Origin of the sequence: Bacillus sp. JS, from assembly GCF_000259365.1 — a bacterium.
GTDB lineage: Bacteria > Bacillota > Bacilli > Bacillales > Bacillaceae > Bacillus > Bacillus stercoris.
In genome coordinates this window covers 1,366,678-1,388,501 of the sequence record NC_017743.1, presented here as the reverse complement: position 1 = coordinate 1,388,501, position 21,824 = coordinate 1,366,678, and the positions used below count along the sequence as shown (strand labels likewise).

General features: G+C 45.5%; 27 protein-coding genes. 2 read left to right on the top strand and 25 right to left on the bottom strand.

Going from position 1 to position 21,824, the window contains the following annotated elements; translation table 11 throughout:
- Positions 1-10 precede the first annotated feature (10 nt).
- The 23 genes from MY9_RS07045 to MY9_RS06930 form a co-directional block, all read right to left on the bottom strand.
- Positions 11-670, bottom strand: coding sequence for a LysM peptidoglycan-binding domain-containing protein (locus MY9_RS07045; RefSeq protein WP_014663654.1), 660 nt, complete (start codon positions 668-670; stop codon positions 11-13).
- Entirely contained in the window at positions 663-4,454 is a 3,792-nt protein-coding gene (locus MY9_RS07040; protein ID WP_443110886.1) for a transglycosylase SLT domain-containing protein, read from the bottom strand. The genes MY9_RS07045 and MY9_RS07040 overlap by 8 nt, the downstream gene beginning before the upstream one ends.
- Before the next feature lie 1,383 nt (positions 4,455-5,837).
- Entirely contained in the window at positions 5,838-5,978 is a 141-nt protein-coding gene (locus MY9_RS07035; RefSeq protein WP_003220596.1) for a hypothetical protein, read from the bottom strand.
- Positions 5,979-6,019: 41 nt separating this feature from the next.
- The gene (locus tag MY9_RS07030; protein WP_014663652.1) at positions 6,020-6,466 is read right to left on the bottom strand and encodes a phage tail assembly chaperone; all 447 of its coding nucleotides are present in this window, start codon (positions 6,464-6,466) and stop codon (positions 6,020-6,022) included.
- 85 nt (positions 6,467-6,551) lie between these two features.
- Positions 6,552-6,995 carry a phage tail tube protein gene (locus MY9_RS07025; protein WP_003232677.1) on the bottom strand — a complete coding sequence of 148 codons (444 nt, stop codon included), beginning with the start codon at positions 6,993-6,995 and terminating at the stop codon, positions 6,552-6,554.
- A 1-nt stretch (position 6,996) separates the two neighbouring features.
- Positions 6,997-8,397: a phage tail sheath family protein gene (locus MY9_RS07020; RefSeq protein ID WP_014663651.1), complete on the bottom strand. Its 1,401-nt coding sequence runs from the start codon at positions 8,395-8,397 to the stop codon at positions 6,997-6,999.
- Entirely contained in the window at positions 8,394-8,612 is a 219-nt protein-coding gene (locus MY9_RS07015) for a hypothetical protein (protein WP_014663650.1), read from the bottom strand. The genes MY9_RS07020 and MY9_RS07015 overlap by 4 nt, the downstream gene beginning before the upstream one ends.
- Before the next feature lie 3 nt (positions 8,613-8,615).
- Entirely contained in the window at positions 8,616-9,056 is a 441-nt protein-coding gene (locus MY9_RS07010) for a phage tail terminator family protein (protein WP_014663649.1), read from the bottom strand.
- 12 nt (positions 9,057-9,068) lie between these two features.
- The gene (locus tag MY9_RS07005) at positions 9,069-9,554 is read right to left on the bottom strand and encodes an HK97 gp10 family phage protein (protein WP_014663648.1); all 486 of its coding nucleotides are present in this window, start codon (positions 9,552-9,554) and stop codon (positions 9,069-9,071) included.
- Entirely contained in the window at positions 9,551-9,907 is a 357-nt protein-coding gene (locus MY9_RS07000) for a YqbH/XkdH family protein (protein ID WP_014663647.1), read from the bottom strand. Before MY9_RS07000 ends, MY9_RS07005 begins: the two co-directional genes overlap by 4 nt.
- Entirely contained in the window at positions 9,904-10,287 is a 384-nt protein-coding gene (gene yqbG, locus MY9_RS06995; protein WP_014663646.1) for a protein YqbG, read from the bottom strand. Before yqbG ends, MY9_RS07000 begins: the two co-directional genes overlap by 4 nt.
- Positions 10,288-10,308: 21 nt before the next feature.
- Entirely contained in the window at positions 10,309-11,244 is a 936-nt protein-coding gene (locus tag MY9_RS06990; protein WP_003232690.1) for a phage major capsid protein, read from the bottom strand.
- Between the two features lie 25 nt (positions 11,245-11,269).
- Complete coding sequence (locus MY9_RS06985) at positions 11,270-12,097, bottom strand: XkdF-like putative serine protease domain-containing protein (RefSeq protein WP_014663645.1); 828 nt, start codon at positions 12,095-12,097, stop codon at positions 11,270-11,272.
- Between the two features lie 19 nt (positions 12,098-12,116).
- A complete protein-coding gene (locus MY9_RS06980; protein WP_014663644.1) occupies positions 12,117-13,604 on the bottom strand; it encodes a phage portal protein in 1,488 nt (495 codons plus the stop codon).
- A 3-nt stretch (positions 13,605-13,607) separates the two neighbouring features.
- Entirely contained in the window at positions 13,608-14,909 is a 1,302-nt protein-coding gene (locus MY9_RS06975; protein WP_014663643.1) for a PBSX family phage terminase large subunit, read from the bottom strand.
- On the bottom strand, positions 14,906-15,703 hold the full coding sequence (xtmA, locus tag MY9_RS06970; protein WP_014663642.1) for a phage terminase small subunit: 798 nt from the start codon (positions 15,701-15,703) through the stop codon (positions 14,906-14,908). The genes MY9_RS06975 and xtmA overlap by 4 nt, the downstream gene beginning before the upstream one ends.
- A gap of 117 nt (positions 15,704-15,820) precedes the next feature.
- On the bottom strand, positions 15,821-16,330 hold the full coding sequence (locus MY9_RS06965) for a sigma-70 family RNA polymerase sigma factor (protein WP_014663641.1): 510 nt from the start codon (positions 16,328-16,330) through the stop codon (positions 15,821-15,823).
- A gap of 114 nt (positions 16,331-16,444) precedes the next feature.
- Positions 16,445-16,651, bottom strand: a complete 207-nt coding sequence (gene xtrA, locus MY9_RS06960; RefSeq protein ID WP_014663640.1) for a phage-like element PBSX protein XtrA — start codon at positions 16,649-16,651, stop codon at positions 16,445-16,447.
- Entirely contained in the window at positions 16,648-16,998 is a 351-nt protein-coding gene (locus tag MY9_RS06955) for a hypothetical protein (RefSeq protein ID WP_014663639.1), read from the bottom strand. The genes xtrA and MY9_RS06955 overlap by 4 nt, the downstream gene beginning before the upstream one ends.
- Positions 16,999-17,082: 84 nt before the next feature.
- Entirely contained in the window at positions 17,083-17,250 is a 168-nt protein-coding gene (locus tag MY9_RS06945; protein ID WP_014663637.1) for a hypothetical protein, read from the bottom strand.
- Positions 17,250-18,050 carry an ATP-binding protein gene (locus MY9_RS06940; RefSeq protein WP_080478210.1) on the bottom strand — a complete coding sequence of 267 codons (801 nt, stop codon included), beginning with the start codon at positions 18,048-18,050 and terminating at the stop codon, positions 17,250-17,252. Before MY9_RS06940 ends, MY9_RS06945 begins: the two co-directional genes overlap by 1 nt.
- Positions 17,950-18,786 carry a hypothetical protein gene (locus tag MY9_RS06935; RefSeq protein ID WP_014663635.1) on the bottom strand — a complete coding sequence of 279 codons (837 nt, stop codon included), beginning with the start codon at positions 18,784-18,786 and terminating at the stop codon, positions 17,950-17,952. Before MY9_RS06935 ends, MY9_RS06940 begins: the two co-directional genes overlap by 101 nt.
- Positions 18,773-18,952 carry a hypothetical protein gene (locus tag MY9_RS06930; protein WP_014663634.1) on the bottom strand — a complete coding sequence of 60 codons (180 nt, stop codon included), beginning with the start codon at positions 18,950-18,952 and terminating at the stop codon, positions 18,773-18,775. Before MY9_RS06930 ends, MY9_RS06935 begins: the two co-directional genes overlap by 14 nt.
- 178 nt (positions 18,953-19,130) lie before the next feature.
- Here MY9_RS06930 and xre point away from each other — a divergent pair, with 178 nt between their 5' ends.
- Positions 19,131-19,469: an HTH-type transcriptional regulator Xre gene (xre, locus tag MY9_RS06925; protein WP_014663633.1), complete on the top strand. Its 339-nt coding sequence runs from the start codon at positions 19,131-19,133 to the stop codon at positions 19,467-19,469.
- Between the two features lie 164 nt (positions 19,470-19,633).
- Positions 19,634-20,230: an ImmA/IrrE family metallo-endopeptidase gene (locus MY9_RS06920; protein WP_041521305.1), complete on the top strand. Its 597-nt coding sequence runs from the start codon at positions 19,634-19,636 to the stop codon at positions 20,228-20,230.
- A gap of 43 nt (positions 20,231-20,273) precedes the next feature.
- On the opposite strand, the gene MY9_RS06915 is transcribed toward MY9_RS06920, so the two are convergent.
- Positions 20,274-21,110, bottom strand: coding sequence for a manganese catalase family protein (locus MY9_RS06915; protein WP_014663631.1), 837 nt, complete (start codon positions 21,108-21,110; stop codon positions 20,274-20,276).
- A 76-nt stretch (positions 21,111-21,186) separates the two neighbouring features.
- Positions 21,187-21,789 (bottom strand): poly-gamma-glutamate hydrolase family protein, encoded by a 603-nt coding sequence (locus tag MY9_RS06910; protein WP_014663630.1) that lies wholly within the window; start codon positions 21,787-21,789, stop codon positions 21,187-21,189.
- Positions 21,790-21,824 lie beyond the last annotated feature (35 nt).

The following is a 21,824-nucleotide window of genomic DNA, read 5'->3' as shown; positions in this document are numbered from 1 at the left end:
ATCACCTGTTTCATTGCGGTATCTTTAACTTTTGGCCGGGAAATATCCAGTGGCCCGGCTGCCTGATGTTCCGTTTGCTTCGTTTGATCATTGCTGTTTTATTGGCGTTCCAAATTTTGCGCCATTGCGTGCTGTTCCCGTAAAATCTGCCGGCAATGTCCCACAGCGTGTCTCCCTTTTTCACTGTGTAGGTTTTCGGGGAAGCCTTCGACGGGCGTTTTGCCTTCGTTTTTTTCTTCCGCTTGATTTTTCGGGGGGAAGCGGTTTTGTATTCTTTTAGTACAATATCAAAATCCCTATCCCCTATCTCTTTGTCTCCTTCACTATATTTAAGGCTTTCAATGCTGCATGCCATATTGATTTTAGTTCCCGTAATTAAAAATTGAACAGGCTTTTTAGCCTTCATCCATTTTTCAATTTTCGCAATGGCATTTTCCGGAGACGGGAGATTTTGATATTCAGCTATCGGCGTATACTTTTTTGGAAAAAAAGAAGAAAATGAAATTTCTTTCGCTCCGGGTTCTTCAATAAACGTTAGTTCACCCAGTCCTGTTATCTTTACTGAGTCATTTTGTACACTATTCGCTATATCAATCGCTTCAGGAAGAACAGGGAATCGCAGCTTTTCTTTTCCCTGTGATATCCAAAATTCATAGACAGACTTAGTCAAAAGCCACGACCCCCTTTGTTCCAGTGTTAATGTCTTTTTGTAATTCATCAAGCAATGCCTGCTTGATTTTTGCTACCAAGCTATCAGCGTCCTGATCATTATGAAAATGCTGATCGCCGTTAAACTCAATCTTTATTTCTTTCGTTCCGGCTGTTTGTATCGTTTGCCGTTTACCGGATGTAACAGCTGAAACTTGTCCTGAAGAAAGCTCAGACTGCTGGGATTGAGACGGATCTGTCACTTCCATACCAAGAGCCTGTGCCGCTCTCTGAAGAAGGTAGCGACCGCGTATGCCCCGTTCCTCTGGGATGATCCATTCCCGCTTGTTTCCTTCACCGACACGGGCTATTTGTTCTTTTGTAATCAGTCCGCCGTTGGCATAACCGACATAAGGACCTCCATGCTTCATGCTTCTAATACCAGGTACATTGTCAATAGAGCCGTATCTGCTTTTGATGTAGCCGATTGCGGCAGCAGCGTTGTGAATCGGGTTTTTAATGTTACCCATACCCGGTGCTTTATGGTCATTAAAGGTACTTGGTATGGTCTGCATCAGCCCTTGTGACGGATGCCCCGCTTTAGCGTTGCTGTCCCATAGGTTGATTGCATTCGGGTTGCCTCCGGATTCATGCTGCGCAATCGTCATGAGTCCCGGCAGCCAGCTTATTGGTGTCTTTGTAGCCATGAGAGCAGCCATAATCCACTGTTTTACGTCCCCGCTCATCGTGCCCATTCCGGAATAGGCAGCCGCCAGTGATCCAGCTTGTTTTTCAGCATATTTCTTTACATCTACTGAGCCAAGGCCTTTGACAACACCAATTGAAGCAAAACGCCCCAAGCTCATCATAACGCGGGAAGGCGAATGGATATCTAGCTCCTCACGGAAAGCCTGCTCCACTCTCTTTGCCATATCCTTTGCAGCTTGTTTCACTTCACTGGATTTAGCATTCATGCCTGTCACAAAGTTTCCGATCAAACCGGAGCCCCAGCTGTTCGATGTGTCTTTTGACCGCAGGAACGGTTTGTCAACATGTGTACTCACATACTGTGCAGTTCCTGTTTGGGTTGAGTTTTGTCCTTGTGCAAAGCCTTTGACCGTTCCTGTGCCCCATGAAGACGATTTGTTCACAGTGGCTTGGTACGGCGTTTTAACTTTTGATTGCAAAAAGCCGTCTGTGCCGGTTGCTGTACCGTTTTGGCCCTTGGCATACCCGCTTACCATTTGTTTACCGTAATTTGGTGAAGCAGATATCATTTGTGTAAATGGCGTATTGATGTTTTTCTTTTTCCAGTCTTCCATTTTGACAGGTTGGTTGCTTATTCCCTTGTCAAAGCCTTCTGAAAATTGCTGTCCGAGTGTGGATGCTTGGCCTGTAAGATTTGCAGTGTCCATTGCTGGAGAGGCAGATCCTGATAACGGACTGGCAGCTGCTCCTCCTGAAACAGATACCGGACTTCCACCGGAAGACGAAGCGGCGCCCATGTCGTCTACGACTTGCATACCCAGCTTAGACGCCGCTTGTGAAAGAAGCATCTTCCCTCGGCCTCGGTTGTTATCGACCGGGATAACGAATTCCTTGCCGGCTTCACCGATCCACGAGATGGTTGGTTTGGTGATGTAGCCGCCTGTGGCCTTTTTATCCGGATCCTTCCCTTTATTCGGATCTCCGCCGCCGGTTACAAAATTAATCACTTTACTAGCTACGCCGCCAGCTTTATCCCAGATTTGCTTCACCCAGCCGAACGCTTTAGAAAAAGCATCTGAAATGGCTTCTCCAACCTTTGTAAGAGGTTCTTGAATATTCTTTTTAAACCAGCCGCTCAGACCCTTCCAAATGTTCTTGACTGTGTCTATCGCTTTTTTGAAAGCATCAGAAATTCCCTTGCCTACATCTGAGACTGTATTTTTGACAGGGTTCCAAACTGTATCCATGAACCATCCCGATACCGTACTGAAAACACTCTTAATTTTATTCCAAGCACCAGTCATTTTATCCCAGATTGTAGTTGCCGCTCCTATTACAGCAGATTTGACTGGCCCCCACACATTACTCATAAACCATGAAGCAACTGTACTGAACACATTTTTAATTGTCGTCCATGCATTTACGATTTTAGACCATATTGCTGTTGCTACACCTACAACTGCTGATGAAACCGGCGTCCAGACATTGTCCATAAACCATGTTGATACAGTACTGAATATCGTTTGGATCGTAGTCCAAGCATTCACGATGTTGGACCATATGCTTGTTGCTACACCCACAACTGCGGTTGACACTGGCGTCCAGACATTATCCATAAACCATGTTGATACAGTTCCCCAAGTATCCTGAATGGCTGACCAGGCATTTTGCGCACCCTCTGTGATGCTGTTCCATGTATCTTCTAGAGCGCCGGCATCAATTGCCTTACCTAAACTTTCACCGCCGAAAGTGCCGGCAATTCCTCCTACAACTCCGCCAATAGCGGTTCCGACTCCAGGCACAACGCTTCCAATAGCCGCTCCTGCAGCGGCTCCGGCTAAACCTCCGCCGGCTGAACCTACCTTTTCACCGGCATTATCCTTATTGATTCCGGCTAGGTCTGTAAGAGACAATATTTCGCCTAATCCTGGTATTCCTTTTGCGGCTCCTTTTAAGCCCTTCAGTCCGCCCTTCAAACCTTTTGATTCTCCCAATGTTTTCAGAAGGCCTGAAAAACCTTTGCCTGATCCGCCTTTAGCTGCTTTTGTAGATTTAGGCGTACTCACAGGATTTGATTTATTGCCTTTGTTAGATGAACCGTTTCTATTTTTAACTTTTTTGCTTTTGCCTGTACTGATTCCGGCACAGCAGCATCCGCAAGCCCCGCCCCATTTGCCGCCTGACTTCTTCGATTTAGAACCTGACGCTTTTTGGTTCATAGAAGGTTTTTTAGTGCGGTTTGAGTTGCTTGAAGTTGAGTTATTTGTATTGGCTTTTGAGGCTTTTTGTTTGCCTTTGCTTCCGCTGGATTTGCCGCCAAGCAGTCCCCCAAAATCTAGGTTCCCTAGTTTTTCAGCAATGCCTTTTATAATTTTTTCAAAAAACTCTCCCACTTTTTCAATAATTTTATCAGGGCTGAATTTCTCAAATTTCTTTGCGATTTTCGAGACAATATTATCAAAAAACTTTTCTGCTTTATTGGCGATTTTATCCGGATTCAGGAAATTAAATTTTTCTGAGATTTTATCAACAATATTTGTTACAAAGTCTTCCGCTTTATTAATAATGGCGTCTGGACTGAATTTGCTCACGACATCATCCACTTTTTTCATAAAGGAATCTGTAAACTTGTCAAGCTCGTTAAAAATGGTTTCCGGGCTGAATTTACTTACGACATCGTCCACTTTTTTCATAAAGGAATCTGTAAACTTGTCAAGCTCGTTAAAAATGGTTTCCGGGCTGAATTTGCTTACGATATCATCTACTTTTTTCATGAAGGAATCTGTAAATTTGTCCAGCTGCTTAAAAATAGCTTCTGGGCTGAATTTACTTGCGACTTCGTCTACTTTTTTCATAAATGAGCCTGTAAACTTATCCAATTGTTTAAAAATGGCTTCAGGACTGAATTTACTTGCGATTTCATCTACTTTCTTCATAAATGAGCCTGTAAACTTATCCAGCTGTTTTAGAATCGTTTCCGGGCTGAACTTTGTCGCAATCGCATCCACTTTGCCCATAAATGATGTTGTGAACTTATCCAGCTGGGACAGAATTGTCTCCGGACTGAACTTCGTTGCGATTGCATCCACCTTACTCATGAACGATGTTGTGAACTTGTCAAGCTGTGCCAGAATTGTCTCTGGGCTGAACTTCGTTGCGATTGCATCCACTTTGCTCATAAATGATGTGGTGAACTTATCCAGCTGAGCCAGAATCGTTTCTGGACTGAACTTTGTCGCAATTGCATCCACCTTGCTCATGAACGATGTTGTGAACTTGTCCAACTGTGCCAGAATTGTTTCTGGACTAAACTTTGTCGCAATTGCATCCACCCTGCTCATAAATGATGTTGTGAACTTGTCAAGCTGTGTCAGAATCGTCTCTGGACTGAATTTTGTCGCAATCGCATCCACCTTGCTCATGAACGATGTTGTGAACTTGTCCAACTGTGCCAGAATTGTTTCTGGACTAAACTTTGTCGCAATTGCATCCACCCTGCTCATAAATGATGTTGTGAACTTGTCAAGCTGTGTCAGAATCGTCTCTGGACTGAATTTTGTCGCAATCGCATCCACTTTACTCATAAATGATGTTGTGAACTTATCCAGCTCTGTTAGAATTGTTTCCGGGCTGAATTTTGTGGCGATTTCATCCACCTTATTCATGAACGATGTTGTAAATTTATCCAGCTCTGTTAGGATTGTTTCCGGGCTGAATTTTGTGGCGATTTCATCCACTTTTTCCATGAATGATGCAGCAAATTTGTCCAGTGCTGTCAAAATCGTTTCCGGATCAAACATGCTTGCAATATCACCGGCATTTCCTCCGGCTGAAGAAGCTGCTTTATCCGGTGAACCTGAGCTTCCCATACTATCAATTCTTTTCTGCAAGGAATCCAGCTTATCTGACACCTTGTCATTAATAGCCAGCTCCAATTTGTTGTCTTTTCCTGTTAAGGCATCAATACCGGCTGAAATGCGACCGACTGTTTTCATGACGTGATCAATCACGCGTATTGTAACAGAGTAGCCATTTTGAAGTGCATTTTCCATATAACGCTGTATTTTTTGAACAGCCGGCGAAATTTGGTCTTCTGCACTCAGCATTATCGTAAATCCTTTAAATCCCGCAACGAGCTCTCTTAGTCGTTCAAATTTTTCTGTTGCTTGGTCACTGGCGCCAATTTTAATAGATACCGATGCCGGCAATCCCTGCAATTGAGTTTGAACCTTCTGAATGACAGTGCTGGCGTTATCCTCAGCTGAAATGGAAATCATTTGGGCGCCAAGCTTTTTCTTTAATGATTTTTGTATGCGGTCAATTGTCCTTAACACAGTTTTGCTTTCTTTTCGTATATCGATAGCTCTATTTCGCTGCGTCATTTTTCTATACTTTTCAAGCGCTCTAAATCCATTTTGTATCTTTCTTAGCTTTTTGCTTACCCGGTCTTCCAAGTCAAATCTTGCTGTCAGCTTTGCCAATTACGATGCCCCTCCTTTCTTTGCTTGTTTTTCAAGAAGATCAAGCTTATAGCCAATCAGTCCATACAACAGCGCCTTAAAATTGCGCGGCGCTTCATAAAGCGCTAATAAATCTGATGGGGAATAGTGAAGCTCGTGCATCGCATAGTAGAGATACACGGCTTCTTTATGCCCATCCTTGATTAGTTTTTTGCTTCTTCTTCCAGATCCTCTAATTCATCTTCAAATCCATTAATCTCAATCGCTTTGTTTAACCAGTTCGCGTATTCGCCTCCAACTGAGAGGACGCGTTTCGCAACTTCTACCGGGTCAGCCGTTTTGTAAGCTTCTCGAAGATCTTTTGAACGGAAGTCAGGGTAAACGGTTGATTCAACTGCGATTCGGGCATAAAAGCGCTGGCTGTCTAAATCTTTAACACGGCCTCTGCCTTTAACGTTTTTATACGTTGTTGTTTCTTTCTCTAATTCATCAATACGCTCCGTTGTGATCGCTTTAAAAATAAATGGCACGATGTTCCCTTTTTTATCAACAAAACGCTTTGAGATCGGCACTTTGATTTCTTCAGCTTCAATTGTTTTTCCCGGCATAAAAAAGGAAAGATCATATACGTTTTCGTTCTTCTCGCTCATGTAAAAAACTCCCTTGTCTTTTGATTGATTTCATCATGAAAAACAGACCTTTCTGAGAAAGGTCTGCTGGTTATTTCAGTTTTAATTAAAACGTGTCAGAAAGCTTTTCAGGCACGTCGAAGTCTTCGAAGGTAAATGGAACTTCTTCCTCTAACGCTTCTGAATCGACATCAAGGCTTGCGATTTTGGCAGAGTCAAAGTTGACGTCGTACAGCGTAACTCGCTCTGTGCCCCGGCCGGAGGATTGATCATCCAGCACGGCTTGGAGTGTGAAATAAGGGTCGCTGCCTTTTTTGACATAGTCCATCATCAATAGCACGAATTTCGATGTGACTTTGTAGAACGTCGCGGTCCCTGTTCCATTTGCCCCTGTTGTTTTATGGCCTGTCATGCGGCGGCCCATAATGTTGACTTCAGACTTGTTTTTCTCAACGTTTGCTTCAAATGTTTTGATGTGCGCCATTTCCTCACCATCGAGAAATAAGCGGCCTTCTTTTCCTGAGATTGTGTTTTGTGCTTTTAATGCCATATTAGTTTACCTCCACATTAAAGTAGAATTTTTCTGCTGCGTCGACAGGCTGTACAGCCAGGTCAATCAAGAAGCCGTCACGGTCTTCATTCATTGAAATTGTGATATCTTCATCGGAATTAAAGCCAGTGATGCCGCCCGCATCCTGAAGCGTTGTCATGTATTGCGTGATCATCGTTTTTACATACTGAAGGCCGTCTTCAGACGCCGGGATATCGCTCCCGCTGCCTTTTCTTGATTTAATTAAGGCTTTCAGCTCGCGTGTTAAATCATTATTCACAGCATCCAGGACACGAACGATTTTGTTTTTCGCAAATTTCTTGTTTTTCTCAGCTGTGAACGTCACGAGTGAGTTAATATCCTTTTCTACACTGACGGATTTATCGCGGGCGTCGAATGTGAATAAAAATTCGCCTTTGCCCAGACGTTCAACAATCGTGTCGTGGTCAAGGCGGTGTAACACATCAACGGCGCCTTCGTACTCTACAAATGTAAGTGATTGATTAAAGGTTGCTCCTGCACTCGCTCCAGCTACCCAAGCTGTTGCTTTGTCCGGTGTAACTTCCGTGCCATCTTCCAGCAGGACACCTTCTGTTACGTTGATGATGCCTTCGTAGTCACCGGCATAATTGGCTGTGACGCCTTGTACTTTTTGTCCTTGGCCGTCGCGCAGGCGTTTAATGAAAGCAGCAAATGTCGCCTTTAGCTGGTCCCCCTCCGCAACAGGCAGCGCAATCACATCAAAGCTCTCTGTTTCAGCCGCGGCTAAGAAATCTGTATAGTCGGAGTTGACAGGGGCTTTATCCGTACCTCCGGATAAACGAATACCCGCGGATGCTTTCAGCGCTTCAGCTGCAGTGTCTCCTTCTGATCCAGTGAGAGGAATCGTCGAAGAAAGATCGCCTGTTCCAGTAAAAGTGACATAGCCGTTAGCTTTTAATTCTTCAGCCTTTTTGACGGTCTGTTTGTCAACCTCTGATTCGTCCATATATGTTGTCACGTCGAAAGAATCAGCATCCAGCACATTTTGATTGATACGGATGATAATATCATTACCTTTTGTTCCGCCATATACCGCAGTCGCTTTAACGCCTTCAGCAATATCAGCAGACGCTCGGACGCCTTCGGTTAGACGGTACATCAATACCGTTTTCGCATTTTTCTTCGCTTCACGCAGCAGCAATAAAGACGGGTCATCAATGCTGAGACCCACTTTTTTGTTTAGGTCTTCAACGCTTGAAATGGAGACGAACGTTTTCGCTTCGCCCCAGCTTGATGCGACCGGAAGTGCGACTGTTCCCCGTTCACTGAGTGATACCCGCTCCTGTGCCGTCGTTTTAAAGTTAAAATAAATGCCTGCACGTTCTTTTTCTTTGCCTGTTGTAAATGTTCCGCCATTCATGATGACATGACCTCCTTGGTTAGAAATGTTTGAATCAATTGATTGGCTTCTGATTTCGTCATACGTGGTTGATCCACGCCAAATAAAGCCCCCTGAAGAATATCCGGCTTAACGCCGAACAGTTCCTTCGCGTGCTTAATCAAATCCGCTGTATCAAAAAGAGCTTCCCTGCTCTCCGTATGTACAGCCTTCTTCTGTTGTTTATTCTTTGCCACCGCTTATTTCACCCCGCTGTTCATGTCGATATCCTGTAAGACAGGCTGTTCTGTTTTGTGATAATAATATCGGCTGCTCCACTTGATCACCATGACCGCCTCGCCCCTGTCTCCTACCCTTGTCTCAATTCGGGTAACGCGAACCATATCCCCCGTCTTCTCGCCGGATTCACTGAGCAGCGGAACCATGTTTCTCGCTTCTCTGATGGCATCCGCGAGCCTGTCCGCTTCATCCAGCGCCTGAACGGAGTCATGATGAAACAGCTTCACATTGAGACTGTAGGTTTTTTTAAATGTGGAGACCGTATCTGTTTCTTCGAAAACAGATGGCGATGGGACGTATAACGACGGCACCTGAAAGTGATCAGGAAGCTCGCGTTCATAAATGGGAACAGACCACTGGCTGTACAAAAATGCCATGATCGATCCTGTTTCACTGTTCATCCTGCTCCTCCTTTACAGCTTCTTCAGCCACTGGCGCAGTTTGCTTTCCAGCGATTTTTCAAACAACTGTTCATATAAAAGCAGCGCATGATCCCAGTAGCCCGTGCCCGGGATCCATTTTCTCTTGAGCGCCATTCCCGTTGAAGCCGCGGGATCATAAATAAACTGCGAACCTTGAAAACGTCCCGGCACCCATCTCACATCTTGTTTTGACGTCCAATGGCCGTCATTCAGAAATGAGGCGTAATCAAGCTGTGTACCCACCTCAAGCGAAAGACCGCCGCTTTGCGCAATCCAGAGATTGTCCTTTGTGCCTCTTTCGAACGAGCGGAACAGTTTTTCTGTATTAACCGTTTGTGTGCTGATGAGCTCAGATTGGACGATCTCCAGAAAATCTTGCCCGCACTCCTCAAGCCACCGGGTCGCCTGTCGGGAAAAGCCGCCCGAAGCCGCTTCTATTAATGCCGCGTTTAGCTGTTTCAATCCCGCTATTTTCATAGGCTTTCATCCCTGACTGCGATGACTTCCCAATGATGATGTCTAATTCTTTTCGGCAGCTTTAGTATATATTGATGATTCTCCCAAATGATTTTATCGTTTACGCGGATATCCGCTGACAACGGAAAATGGACGAGAAAGCTGTGATATACAGTTTGATCCGGCTCCTCCTGAACCAGCTGCTGCGTTTTTTCGGTAAAATAACAAGCGACATCTTGTTCATCGGGTGTCTCCGGATATGAAGTCACCGGCTGCAGTCTGTCTGCCGGAATCCCAAATCGGCCAGCAGACGGCGCTTGCGCTGCTTCATGATAAATGTCACAGCGATGAATGAGCATCTGCTGATAGCTCATAAAGACCTCACCTTCAGTCTGGAGGATTCAGGGACGTAGCCCGGCGTGATAAACTCTTCGAGCAAATGATACACCTCAGGCCGCTGAATGCCGCCTTCTCCGGAAACCGTGTAGGAATAATCCCCCATTTTTTCAGACTGATAGCTTGATGATGCAGATTCATCACTATTTACAAGCGCAAAATACTGGGCAAGCTTCAGCAAAGCCAATTTCGCCTTGTCGGGCAGCGGGTCATAAACGCTGTCTTCAAAGCAGTGGCCCGTGATGAGAGCCGCTTCTGCCTCCGCCTCGATGATATCCTGCGCCAGCAGTTCTTCAGGCCTGTTCTTCACCTGATCATAGACCGAATAGGAGGCTACGTCAGTCGGTTCAATGAGCATGAGCTGGCCACCCCGTTTCTATTATTCTTTTACGTTAATTAATTTCGCGCAGGCATCCTCTTCCTCGAACTTGCTGTCGAGCTTGGCCGTTAAGACAATAATGAATTTACGGGAGCGGATGTCTTTGTCGACTTCAATTCGGATATTGCGGGAGAAGCCGAGAATGATATTTTTCGGATGTGTGAGAATGATATCAGAAGCGTCATATTGCGCGTCTCCTTCACCGACTGTGTACGGCTGAATATTGGATACCCCTTTGACCGGCACGCCGAATGCCGTTGACAAGCCGCCCTGAACAGCCTGGTCCCCAAGGTTTGTCTGGCGGTCCGCCACGCGGTCCTTCCATTCAACTTCTAAGCCATGTGACGTATAGAATCTGAATTCCTGAGGGATGCGCAAATATTTCGGCGGAACTGCTTTTAAGCCTTTTTTGAATGTCGCTCTGGACAGTTCTTCACCGTTCATGTCAACGATATGGGAAACCGCCTGTTTGCGGATGCCGTCCAGCTGTGCCAGATATGGATCAGCTGATGCTGTATCGCCGTTTACAATCAGCTCCTCGATATCAACGGCTGCGCGCTCTGCTAAAATTTGCATGATTGTCTGCTGCAGGCCGTCTTTTTCAATGTTGTTTTCGAGTGTGTCATACGTAATGTTAATTTCCGCAATGACTTCCTTCGTGTTTAGCTGGACCGTGCTTGTCGTTGGAACTGTCAGCTCGTCGTTTGACAATGCTTTTCCTTCTTGCGCAGCCCGCAGAATACGCTGGCCGAAGCCGATTTTCTCAAATTTTTGCGAGTCGTTTTCCATTTGAATCACACGGGATTCACTAAAGATGGTCGGCGTGTTTTGCACCATGCGGATAAAAGCCGATGCTTGCGCAGGGTTCATAAGCCCGCCGCTTTTTAAAGCAGAAAGCGACATTTCCGCTTTCCGAATGATCTCTTGATTTCTCAATTGATTTCCTCCTCCTTGACTGGTTTTACAGAAGTCCGCTCCAGATTGATTTTTTGACTTGCTCTGTATTGCCGCCCGTATCGTCCGCTGTCTGCTTAGACGCGCCACGCGCTTTTTCCAACGCCTCGATGCGCTCGATCAGCGGGGCAAGCATGTCTTCAACGAGCTTTTTCAGACGCTCGTCATCACCCGTCTGCTCTGGCTTTTCCTCCGTGTCTGTGTTTTTTTCAATCCGCTCAAGCCGTTTGAGCAGAGGGTAAAGCGCATGCTCGAATGATTCTTTCATGTCTTCTTTTCTCATTTCTTCAGTCTCCTTCCCTGTTTTGTCAGCAAGCATTTGCTTGAATACACTGAGGAATCCCGCTTTTTCAACCAGTTCTTCCTCATACACATCTGCAGTGCCCGCCATGCTGTAGCCGGTGATGATTCCAGCCTTGATCTGTTCCCACACCTCGTCTGACGCTCTTGTCACGAGCACCCATGAGCCCTTTGTAATCCGCTTTGACCCGATCATAAAATCATCGGGCGCCACATAGGACTCGACCACGACGCCGGTTCCGCCCTCAAAGCTGTGATTAATATCAATCTCCCGTGCTTCAGCGAGAAAACCGTGCGCCGCTTTTTCAATTTCCTCGGCGGTCATAAAATCACCGTGGGCATCAGGAACATCAGGCTCATACACGATTCCGTACACGAGCTTTTGTTCATCCTGCTCACTTTTTGTAAACAGCCGAACCTTTTTTTCAAATGACGGAGGCCCGGCTGACTTCGTAAAGAAAAATTCAGTCTGGTTAGCCGCCTTGTCCACATAACTGACAAAGCTGATTTTGGCATTCTTTAATTCGCGCGCCACCTGCTTGATTCACCTCCCTTCAGGACGTTTTGATATTTTCGATGCTTTCTTTCAGCTCCTGCATGAGCGCAGTCAGGTTTGTCTTTTCCGCATCCTGTCCTGCAGGCCGTTTATAAATGTCCTCAGGCCACTCCTCCAGTGTTTTGCCAAGCACCCGTCCGGCAAGGTCGCGTAAATCATTAGGCGAGACTGCTCCGGCTGTAATAAAAGGACCGAGCACCTTCGCAATCTCAAGCGGATCACGAAAGTCCGGTCCTTTTAATGTCAGCCTGACGTCATGGATATTCAGCTCCGGCAAAAGCAGCGTATTCAGTTTATTCACGAGCGTTTTTCGCTCCGGCTGAAAGACCTGCTCCTCCGTAATTTTTCTCGCCGTATCCGCTGTCGCCCGGTTGTATTCCTGGGCCTCGCCTGTATACAGCGGCGGGAGGCGGAACGCCGAGCGCAGCTTATTTCTGCTTTTTTCATCGTATTCAAGAAACAAGGCGTCGTTTTGCAGAATTTCGGCCAAGGATTTGATTTCCACGGAAACCGGCGTAATATCCTCGCCTCCGTGGAGATCCTTTTCTTTTGCGATTCCTTCGGCTTCGATCAGGAGAAATTTATGGGCGTTTTCAACGCCTTCAAGATCATTCATGTATTCCTGCAGCTCCCGGTAAGAAGCTTCTGACAGCATCCCGTTTTCCACTGTAATCGCAGCGGGGACGTGGCGCCCCTGCTTAAAATACATAAAATTGAGTTCTTCTGCTTTTCGGGCTCCGTATAAATTCACAATATTGCCGATCCAGCGGGGCACACCGTATACACCGCTTCCGATTTTGAGATGAATGGCTTCATTCGCTTGATGCTTCTCTGCCAATGTGTTTACATATTCACCAGTGCGCATATCCATTTTTCGCGGATCGCCGTATTCTTTAAAAAATACTTTCTTTCCATTGATCATCTGCACATATTTTCGGAAGCGTTTTTGCCTTTTGATCCTTTTCATTTTCCCGTTTTCTTCATATATAAATGAGACCTCAACAGGCTCACCGGCTCCGCATACACGCATATATTTCACATCTAAATATTCGATGCCGGCCGGTTTTCCCGCCCCGTCGCGAAGCACTTCCATAAAGCCGTTGCCTGTTTTTTCTCTGTCTTCGATGGCATAGCCTAAAATCATTTCAGCTGATTCATCAAAGTGAAGACATTTATAAAAGGCTTCGAGTCTGGCCCAGTCTTTTTCCGCTCTTTTCTTTTTTGCCTGATCGACATCACTCGCGTTGACATCAAATGTGTACTCAACATCGAAGCCAAAACCCGTAATATTCACTCTGTACGCATCAATGCATTGCTGCAGAATGGTCGAGTATTCGGCAATGGTTTTGAGCTCGAGGATATTATAGGGAGGAGCGATAATGTCCTCACCGTACAGCTCAGAAAAGTCATCTTCATAGATTTGCTTTGTCTGAGGAGCGGCGGCATTGGCTTTAAATACAGTTGCTCTGACTGTTTGATTGTGCATGATTTATGACCTCCTCCTTTCTCGGTTCGGCCGGATTCGTTTGTGTGCTGTCTCTTTCATATCAGCAACCTCATAATCATCAAGTGCATACCAAATGGCAGAAAGCGTATGCGGGTCAATCGTGAATTCATCCTCTATCAGAGCCCCATTTTTATCTTTAGCATACGTCAGCGTTTTGAGCTCATAGATGACATTTTCACAGCGGTCCGAACAGAAGATTTTTTTGAACCGTTTTACCTTTTTGGTATATTGAAGCCTCGAGCCGGGAAATTTTCTGGCTCCAACCATCCGAAAGCCCTGCTGGCGGAAATATTGGATGCTTTTCGGCTCAGCCGAGTCGGCTTTGATCAATTCCTGTGTATCGATAAACTCACGAAGCTCCTCAGCCGTCCTGTCATCTGTCATTTTGTTTTGATAATACTCCCAATAAATGTAGAGATATTTTTTTTCAGGATCGACAGCAAGCCGGACGACGGCATTATAGGATTCCTCGAATCCAAAATCCATGCCTGTACGAAAAATCGGCTTGCTGATGGCTGAGATAGATTCATTTACTTGATCATGCGGGAGCACCTCGAACTGCGGCAGCACCCTGATCCCGTTGACGCCGAATCGTCCTTTGCGGGCAACCCGGTACAGGTCGGGATCATACTCTTTGAGTCCGTCAAGCTGTTTCACATAGCTTTCCGGGAGAAAAAGATTGTCGTTAGCGGTGGAATGGTGGTAATACGTATCACCCTTCACAATCGTCCGCTTTTCGTAAAGCTCGCTGTCGTCCAGCACAAACCGTTTATTGCGTTCATCTCGAAAAAAATGCCGGTACGTCCAATTGGAGGTGCCGACGGGATTAGTGGTGCAGATCATATGAAGCTTCAGCTCAGGATGGCGAAGACGTCCGATTAATTCCTTGAACCCTTCATACTTCACCTCTGAGCACTCTTCAATCCATATTAATGAAATGTTATGAACCGATTTTAATTTTGCCGGATTGTCCATTCCTTTGAACATGATCCGGCTGCCATTGTGAAATCGCAGCTGCAGCGGGGAAGAAAGGGCTGCCACAGCTTTTGTCAGACCGAGCTCTTCAATCACCTCTTGAAACAAGGCGAAGGTCGAATCCCGATGGGTATCGAACACCTCGCGGATGACAAGGGCCGTCCGTTTTTCCTTCAGCAGCTTTAACACGATTTTCAATGCGGTATGATAGCTTTTGGATGATCCATAACCGCCGACGAGAAACTGGTACGTCTGCTCCCAATTGAACACGTAATCTTCGAAATGTGGGTTGATTTCTTTTACAATCATGACTTGCGCTCTTTTCGTTTGATCATGATTTCAATCGGCTCTTGGCTGTCATCTGTTTTCTCCGCTTTTTGTTTGGCAAGCTTCAATTTCTCATTTTCAATTTTTTGTTTAAATTGATCTGGAAACAAATCAAAATATAAGGATAGCTTCTCAAGCGCCTTCATTTTATCTGCAAGCTTGATGGCAATGCCTTCTTTGCCAAGCTTTGCTTCCGTCACGATGGTGCCGTCAACGAGCCCGGAGTCTTTGACATCGACAAAGCTGATTTCCTTCATAATCGGATTATCATCTTCATCAAACAGCGGACCCGATTTCCCGACAGCCTGGACCTCTTTTTTTCCAAAGGTCACATAGTCCGTAATATCCGCAAACGCGATCTTGATATAAACCTGCAGCACATCCATTGCTTCAATAAACATCTCGTTGACCATTTCTTTTTTTATGCGTCTGATTTCAGCAGCGACCTTTTCATTTTTTAAGAGCCGGCTCCCCGTCACATGAGCGCTGTCCGGAGAATAGCCCGCTTTGATTGCTGACTGCGTGGCATTGAAGCTTTTGACGTAATACAGGCAAAACAGCCGCTGGCGTTCATTTAATTCATCGTTGTCTATCCGGCGCTGTGTTTGTTCGTTTTTGGACGCAGAAAACAGGGCCTCTTTCCATTTGTCTTGTTTTTTCCAGACGCCGATTGTTTTCGCGGAAACGCCGATGGTGTCCGCGATCGCCCGATTTGTGATCTTTCCTTGATGTTGTTGATAGATTGCTAATGCTTGTTCGCGCTGTTGTGTTTTCATGCTACGGCATCACCGCCACCTCCAGCATGGTTGTTTATTCATAAAAGCGGCTGATTATCCCAGCCGCTTATGTGTCATGCTCTATTCACTTATAGGTGGCAAACGTATGACAAGCTTTCATGCAAGTGATCGATTCAATTCTTCCTGCTGTCTTTGCATCTTTCCAATCGCCCGTTTGATCGTCGTTTGCACTGTCGATTTTTTTACGCCGAGAAGATCAGCGATCCGTTCATAAGAAAAACATTCTACCTTGTGCAGCAAAAACATTTCTTTTTCTCTGTCCGTTAACAGGGCTAATGCTGCTTGAATTCTCTCTCTGTCTTCTTCTGATACCTGTCCGTCCGGCTCAAACATCATAGCGCTGGAAAATGATTCGATGATTCTCGGATCCTTAATCATAAGCCGCTGGTACGCATCACGCCGGTCAATCGCCCGTCTGATGCCGGGCTGTCTTCCTTTTTCAAGCCATTCTGTTACATATTCAAGATCAGTAATTATATTTCTGATAATTTTTTTATCCTTCAGCTCTTCAGCTGAGAGCACGGATTCATCTGCCTCAGCGAGCGGTTTATATTGTGTTCTTGTTTGTTTGAGCGTGCGTTTATATTCAAATAGTAAGTCTTGCATTCTATGATCCTCCTCATTTTTGGAAATAAAAAACGGACACCAATCAACGCACAAATGCTGTGCAGTTGATCAGTGTCCGCAGGCTTTCCGTCTTGGACGTATTCTGTTTTCGCTTTAATTTAATTTGTAGCCGATTTCAAATTCCACACGGGCAAGGTCGCCCTTTCTTGTTTCAACGAGCGTTTTTCCATGCTCCGGCGCTTCTGCAATCCATGCTTCTTGCTTGATCCCGTCCACAATAATGACACGGATTTTTCCGTCTTCCAGTTGGCTCTCCAGCGTGATGGAATCAATATGCAGCAGTTTTTTAGGATGAATCATGTTTCTTTTCCTCCCTTTTTCGGTGCAGCGCTTGCTTCGGCTTTTTCTAACAGCTGAATGATGCGCTCCTTTGAATGAACAGCATTTCCCTTCAGAAAATCAAGAGCTGCTTTAGACGCTTCCAGCAATTCAGGCGCAGCGGCCATCAAAGCGGCATTGCTTTTTTGCGAATAAGAGCTGAGGTCAAATACAGCGGCAATCAGCCGCCCGTTTGAATACGGAAATCTTTCTTTTTCTTCTTCACTGTAAGCTGAATAAATATAGATTGGTTTTGTATCCCCGCACGGGACAGCATGCCACGGCGCAGGGCTTTTCTCTGTCTGTTTTGTTTTTTCCAACACTTTCACTTCCCGTCATCCTTATACCATTGTTCAATGTTTTTTTCTGTTCGCTTTGCCCGAAACAGCAAAGCGATCAGGGCAGTCAGCTGTTTAATCACGGACATTCAGCCTCGCTTTTCCCGCTGTCAGCATTTGCTCCAGCTTTTGAATGACAGGCGTTAAATCAGTGCCGGACCTGCAGTTCGGACATGGATGAAAAACGACTCCAATCCCTGTATGCTCCACAATGACTTTCTTTGTCTGACAAAGCTTGCACATTATCTGACGCCCTCCAATCTATGGTTCAGCTCGTAGGCTGCCCCTTTGATAATCACTAAATAGTCACTGCACATTTCGTAGATTCTCGTGCCGAGCGCTTCATCGATCCGTACAAGTGCTTCAATTGTCAGCTCGCTCGAAAGCAAAATCGGTTTATGATTTAAGTAGCGGTAGTTGAGTACCGAATACATTTGCTCTAATTGCCAATCTGTAGCGCGGGGTTTGCCGTTAACCGGTTTAAACAGATCATCTATGAACAGCACATCCGCTTGCTTCATCCGGTTCAGCTTTGCTTCTAATAGGTCAAAGTCATTTTTCAGATCCGTAAAGCCCTCCACAAACGGAAAATAAATGACAGGCACATAGCAAGTTCTCATTAATTCATTGGCAGCGGCGGTCAAAAGGTGCGTTTTCCCTGAACCGGGCTGTCCTAGAAGGGCAATGCTGTTTTTCCGGCAATCCTTGATTTGTCCATAATCCGCCACATACTCTTTAGTACATTCAAACGCGTCTTTTATGGCCTGCGGCTTTCCCTCCGTGCGGAATTCCTTGAAGCCCAGCTGTCTGAAAGCGTGAGTAATCTCACTTGCCCCCAGCAGCCGCTTCACTTTCCGTTCTGCCATGCAACTGCACATCGTCCAGACTTCCAGGCCATTCTGCCTGACGAGATAGCCTCCCTGGTCCTTGCAGCGCAGGCAATCATACCGGCCTGCGTCTAATTCGGCCGGTTTGTCCGCCAGTAATGGACGTCTCCCTCTTCTCAGCTCGTTTAAAATCTGTTCGATTGTTCGTTTTGTCATGTTTTTTCATCCTCTCATGCTGAATTGCAACATTCTTTTTGGCTTGCTGCGCGTTAAATCGGTCTTCAATGAATTTCGAGCAGTAGCGAAAGGCCTTGATTGTTTCTGAAGCGGAAGTCCGCCGGTTTTCAAAAGCTTGAAAGCATTCCTCAAGCCATTTGATTGTTTGCGTGACAGGAACGCCGATAGCAACAATGCGGGCGATGGCTTGATAATCTCTTGAGGAAGGATATACGGTGCGTCCTTCTTGAGCCGACCGTAATTCTGTAAACCGCTTCGCAATGTGATCTACTGCCTCATCAGCAGCAGTATATTTGTTTGTTTTATCTTTATCTGTGCGGTCGCTTGTGTCCGGTGTCTGCGGCCAAAATGGCCGTTCTTTTATACTCCGGTGCACCATTTTGTCCGATCTGAAGGTGAATTTTTTGGAATGCTTGACCGAAATCACCAGTCCGTATGGCGCACGGACTGCCTTTATGTACTCATGGGTTTCGAGAAGCTCCAGCCACCTTCTGACGGTTTTTTCACTTACACCGAAGACTGCCGCCATTTCTCTCGCTTTTAATGGCTTATGGCCGAGTACGATGCCCCAGCTTACGCCGTCTTTTTCGATTTCTTTTGTTGTTGAGCTGATAAACCAGAGAAACAGCCATAGTGCCGGTCCAATTTTGTCATAATGTTCTGAATTCAATAGTCCTGAATACATCAGAAAAGGATAGCTTTTATCGTTTTTCATTGTACGCCGCTTCTCCTTTTAACATCATGTATGCTTGAAACTGCTCTTGCGTTTCAAAGTGGAACACCGGAAGGCCGCATGCCGTAAACAAAATGGTGCCGCCGGATTGTCCGAGATGGCGCTGATCTATGGGATTTTCACTAAAAACAATTTGGATTGGATACATGTGATCACTCTCCTGATCTGTTTTCGATACATTTCGTATCAACTGTTACCAAGTATAAACGATACAATCGGTATCATCAAGTTATTTTTGATACTTTTTTTATCATAACTTTATTTTGATACATATTGTATCTATAATCATAAGTAACTTAGGGAGTTTAAAAAAGAGAGGTCATAGTATGATAGGCGGCAGATTGAAAAGTCTCAGAGGGAAAAGGACACAGGAAGAAATCGCATCACACATCGGTGTGTCACGGGCACGATATTCCCACTATGAAAACGGGCGAAGCGAACCTGATTACGACACACTCCAAAAACTGGCTGATTACTTTCAAGTAACGACTGATTACTTATTAACGGGTAAAGACAAAAAATCCGACGACGATATGTTCTCAGATCCGGACCTGCAGCTTGCGTACCGTGATATGCAGGATTTTTCCCCAGAAAGCAAACAGCAGGCCATCGAATTTATCAACTATTTAAAAGAAAAAGAGAAAAACCGCAAGCCGAAAAATTAATAAATCGTTCTCTGTTCTCTAAAACATATTAAAAATAGACCGATATAAAGAAAAAGTGTTTATTTTTTAAAGAAAAGGGAAAGATTTCTACACCACTTTCCAGTCCTATACGGGCTTTTCTTTCTCGCTAAAAACAGAACACACGTTCGAAAGGGAGTATTCAATTGGGCGATTACTTATCACATCTGGAGGAATACGTTAAAAATTTGTACAGCAGACTGGGTATCACATCCCCTCATCACATTGACATGCTGAAAATCGCAAAGGACCTGGATATTTGGGTGCATTTTGAGGATATGGGGAGCATGATGGTGAAATACGACGGCATGTACAGTATCGTATTGAACCAAAAAAAGTCACGGGAAGAGCAATGGGAGGATTTTGGCCATGAGCTGTGCCACGTGCTAAAGCATGCAGGCAATCACTTTCAGATGAACAAGCTCTTCAGAGAACTGCAGGAATTTCAGGCGAATCAATTTATGTACCACTTCTGTGTGCCAACCTTTATGCTGTTGCAGATGGAACTGCCGCAATGGAGAAGCCAGGCACTCGCCACAATTGCGGCGGTATTCCGGGTAACAAAGGAATTTGCTGAAAAAAGGCTTGACATGTTTGAACGGCGTAAAGCAGGTATTCAATTTCAGAAGCGGCTCGCTTATTTATTAGCTCACAAGCGGCCAAATGCGTACGAGGAAAGCGATCAGCAGCACTTGCAAGTCGCAGAGGAAAAAGCGTTCTATCATGTCGGCAAAAACATCTGATCCAAAAGGGCTGGGGACATTTATCCTCAGCCCGGCAGAGATATTAATATTTTGACATCGGTGGAATGGTATTCTGCAGCCACATTGGCGCCGGTTTAAGATGAGGCGCAGATGCGAACGCAATCGGAGCCGGGATATACCTGAATTCACCCCGGCCATCAAAGGCTTCCCCATGTGCCCATCTTCCTTGTGAGCTTTCATCCCCTCTGGAAAAGTTAAACAGATCATAGGAGACTTCCTGCTTTTCGAGCTCACGCGGAAACGTCGTCGGGACGACAATATCCCGTTCTCTTTCCTCCAGCTCTTTAATGGCCGCATACCACATATTTTGATGATAAGTATCCCTTGCAATCAAAAATGACAGCATATCTCTTACCCCTGGATCATCGGTCATGGCATAAAGCCGTGTCACCTGAAGGCGCCCTTGGGATTCCGCATTTAAGTTGGCGCGAAAATCTGCGAGCAAATTTCCGCTTGAAATAATATATTTGGCATTCCATGGATATCCTTCGCTGTCAGCCGCCATCGCGCCTAAACCTGCGACAATCGCATGCTGCGGGTTCATTCCGGACAACACCGCTGCCACAGCAGGATCACTTTTATAAGCATTTTCCTGCACATCAGCCGGTGCATTGTCCAAAAGCCTGGAGATCATCGTCGCAAGCATTTCCACATGCCCGATCTCTTCTGTACCAACATCATAAAGCAAATCTTTATATTTCGCATCTGCACGGCAGTTAAAACCCTGAAACAAATACTGCATCATAACACTGATCTCACCGTATTGGCCGCCCAGCACCTCTTGGAGCTTTTTCGCATAAACCGGATCGGGATGAGCTGGCTTTGCTTGATATTGAAGCTCTTTTATATGATAAAACATGAATCATTCCTCCCTACACTTTCGCACAACCCCAGCGTATGAAGGAATGGGCCGACCGTGCAGGTCCCGTCTGGTTTTATTTATAAAAGCCAAGTTTGACGGCTTCCACATATCGATCAAACAAATCGTTTTGTATGTAGCTTTTATCACGGCACCCAAAATTGCAGAACAGCACGTTTCTTTGTGCAGTGCTCACCTCCAATTGGAGCCCCATTTCTCTTTTCGTCCGATTGACAATATTGTTTGGATGTACACCTGCCAGCCGATCTTTCTCACTAGTGAGTTCGGCGCTGAAACCCGCTTCATTCAGACGCTCACAAATGAGCTTGGCTTTTTTGCGATCCGTCCCGCCAACCAATGTTTTTGGGATGTTTGGATCATAATACCCGTGAAACGCTAATGCGTAATCATGGGCATTCACTTTTTCTAAAGCCAGCGGCTCATCAAAACGAATGCTAGTGAGATGCAAGGAACGATTGTTTCGCTGTTTTACACCTTCAAACAAGTAAATGGAACATCGATCGGAAAATGCCCGCACCAGTTCACTGACACCAGGCTCAATTCTGCCGCCGTGGGGACCGAGGACGATAAGTTCACTTCCGTTTTTTTCCTCATAAATAATCCGGTACTCCGATTCAGAAGCAGAAAGGGCCGCAAAGCTGTCATACCGATCTTTCATTTTGAACGCCCTCCTTTTCCAGTCAGCATCAGTTT

Excerpts from the sequence above, each read along its gene's own strand:
- MY9_RS06975 (WP_014663643.1), bottom strand. The coding sequence starts at position 14,909 with ATGATTGTAAAAGAAATCAACCCACATTTCGAAGATTACGTGTTCAAT.
- MY9_RS07040 (WP_443110886.1), bottom strand. The coding sequence starts at position 4,454 with ATGAGTAAGGTGGATGCAATCGCAACGAAGTTCAGTCCGGAGACAATT.
- MY9_RS06935 (WP_014663635.1), bottom strand. The coding sequence starts at position 18,786 with ATGAAAAACGATAAAAGCTATCCTTTTCTGATGTATTCAGGACTATTG.
- MY9_RS06940 (WP_080478210.1), bottom strand. The coding sequence starts at position 18,050 with ATGACAAAACGAACAATCGAACAGATTTTAAACGAGCTGAGAAGAGGG.
- MY9_RS06910 (WP_014663630.1), bottom strand. The coding sequence starts at position 21,789 with ATGAAAGATCGGTATGACAGCTTTGCGGCCCTTTCTGCTTCTGAATCG.
- MY9_RS07010 (WP_014663649.1), bottom strand. The coding sequence starts at position 9,056 with ATGAACAGTGAAACAGGATCGATCATGGCATTTTTGTACAGCCAGTGG.
- MY9_RS07035 (WP_003220596.1), bottom strand. The coding sequence starts at position 5,978 with ATGCACGAGCTTCACTATTCCCCATCAGATTTATTAGCGCTTTATGAA.
- MY9_RS06930 (WP_014663634.1), bottom strand. The coding sequence starts at position 18,952 with ATGTATCCAATCCAAATTGTTTTTAGTGAAAATCCCATAGATCAGCGC.
- MY9_RS07000 (WP_014663647.1), bottom strand. The coding sequence starts at position 9,907 with ATGAGCTATCAGCAGATGCTCATTCATCGCTGTGACATTTATCATGAA.
- xtrA (WP_014663640.1), bottom strand. The coding sequence starts at position 16,651 with ATGATTCATCCTAAAAAACTGCTGCATATTGATTCCATCACGCTGGAG.
- MY9_RS07020 (WP_014663651.1), bottom strand. The coding sequence starts at position 8,397 with ATGAATGGCGGAACATTTACAACAGGCAAAGAAAAAGAACGTGCAGGC.
- MY9_RS06945 (WP_014663637.1), bottom strand. The coding sequence starts at position 17,250 with ATGTGCAAGCTTTGTCAGACAAAGAAAGTCATTGTGGAGCATACAGGG.
- MY9_RS07030 (WP_014663652.1), bottom strand. The coding sequence starts at position 6,466 with ATGAGCGAGAAGAACGAAAACGTATATGATCTTTCCTTTTTTATGCCG.
- xre (WP_014663633.1), top strand. The coding sequence starts at position 19,131 with ATGATAGGCGGCAGATTGAAAAGTCTCAGAGGGAAAAGGACACAGGAA.
- yqbG (WP_014663646.1), bottom strand. The coding sequence starts at position 10,287 with ATGCTCATTGAACCGACTGACGTAGCCTCCTATTCGGTCTATGATCAG.
- MY9_RS06965 (WP_014663641.1), bottom strand. The coding sequence starts at position 16,330 with ATGCAAGACTTACTATTTGAATATAAACGCACGCTCAAACAAACAAGA.
- MY9_RS07005 (WP_014663648.1), bottom strand. The coding sequence starts at position 9,554 with ATGAAAATAGCGGGATTGAAACAGCTAAACGCGGCATTAATAGAAGCG.
- xtmA (WP_014663642.1), bottom strand. The coding sequence starts at position 15,703 with ATGAAAACACAACAGCGCGAACAAGCATTAGCAATCTATCAACAACAT.
- MY9_RS07025 (WP_003232677.1), bottom strand. The coding sequence starts at position 6,995 with ATGGCATTAAAAGCACAAAACACAATCTCAGGAAAAGAAGGCCGCTTA.
- MY9_RS06980 (WP_014663644.1), bottom strand. The coding sequence starts at position 13,604 with ATGCACAATCAAACAGTCAGAGCAACTGTATTTAAAGCCAATGCCGCC.
- MY9_RS06915 (WP_014663631.1), bottom strand. The coding sequence starts at position 21,110 with ATGTTTTATCATATAAAAGAGCTTCAATATCAAGCAAAGCCAGCTCAT.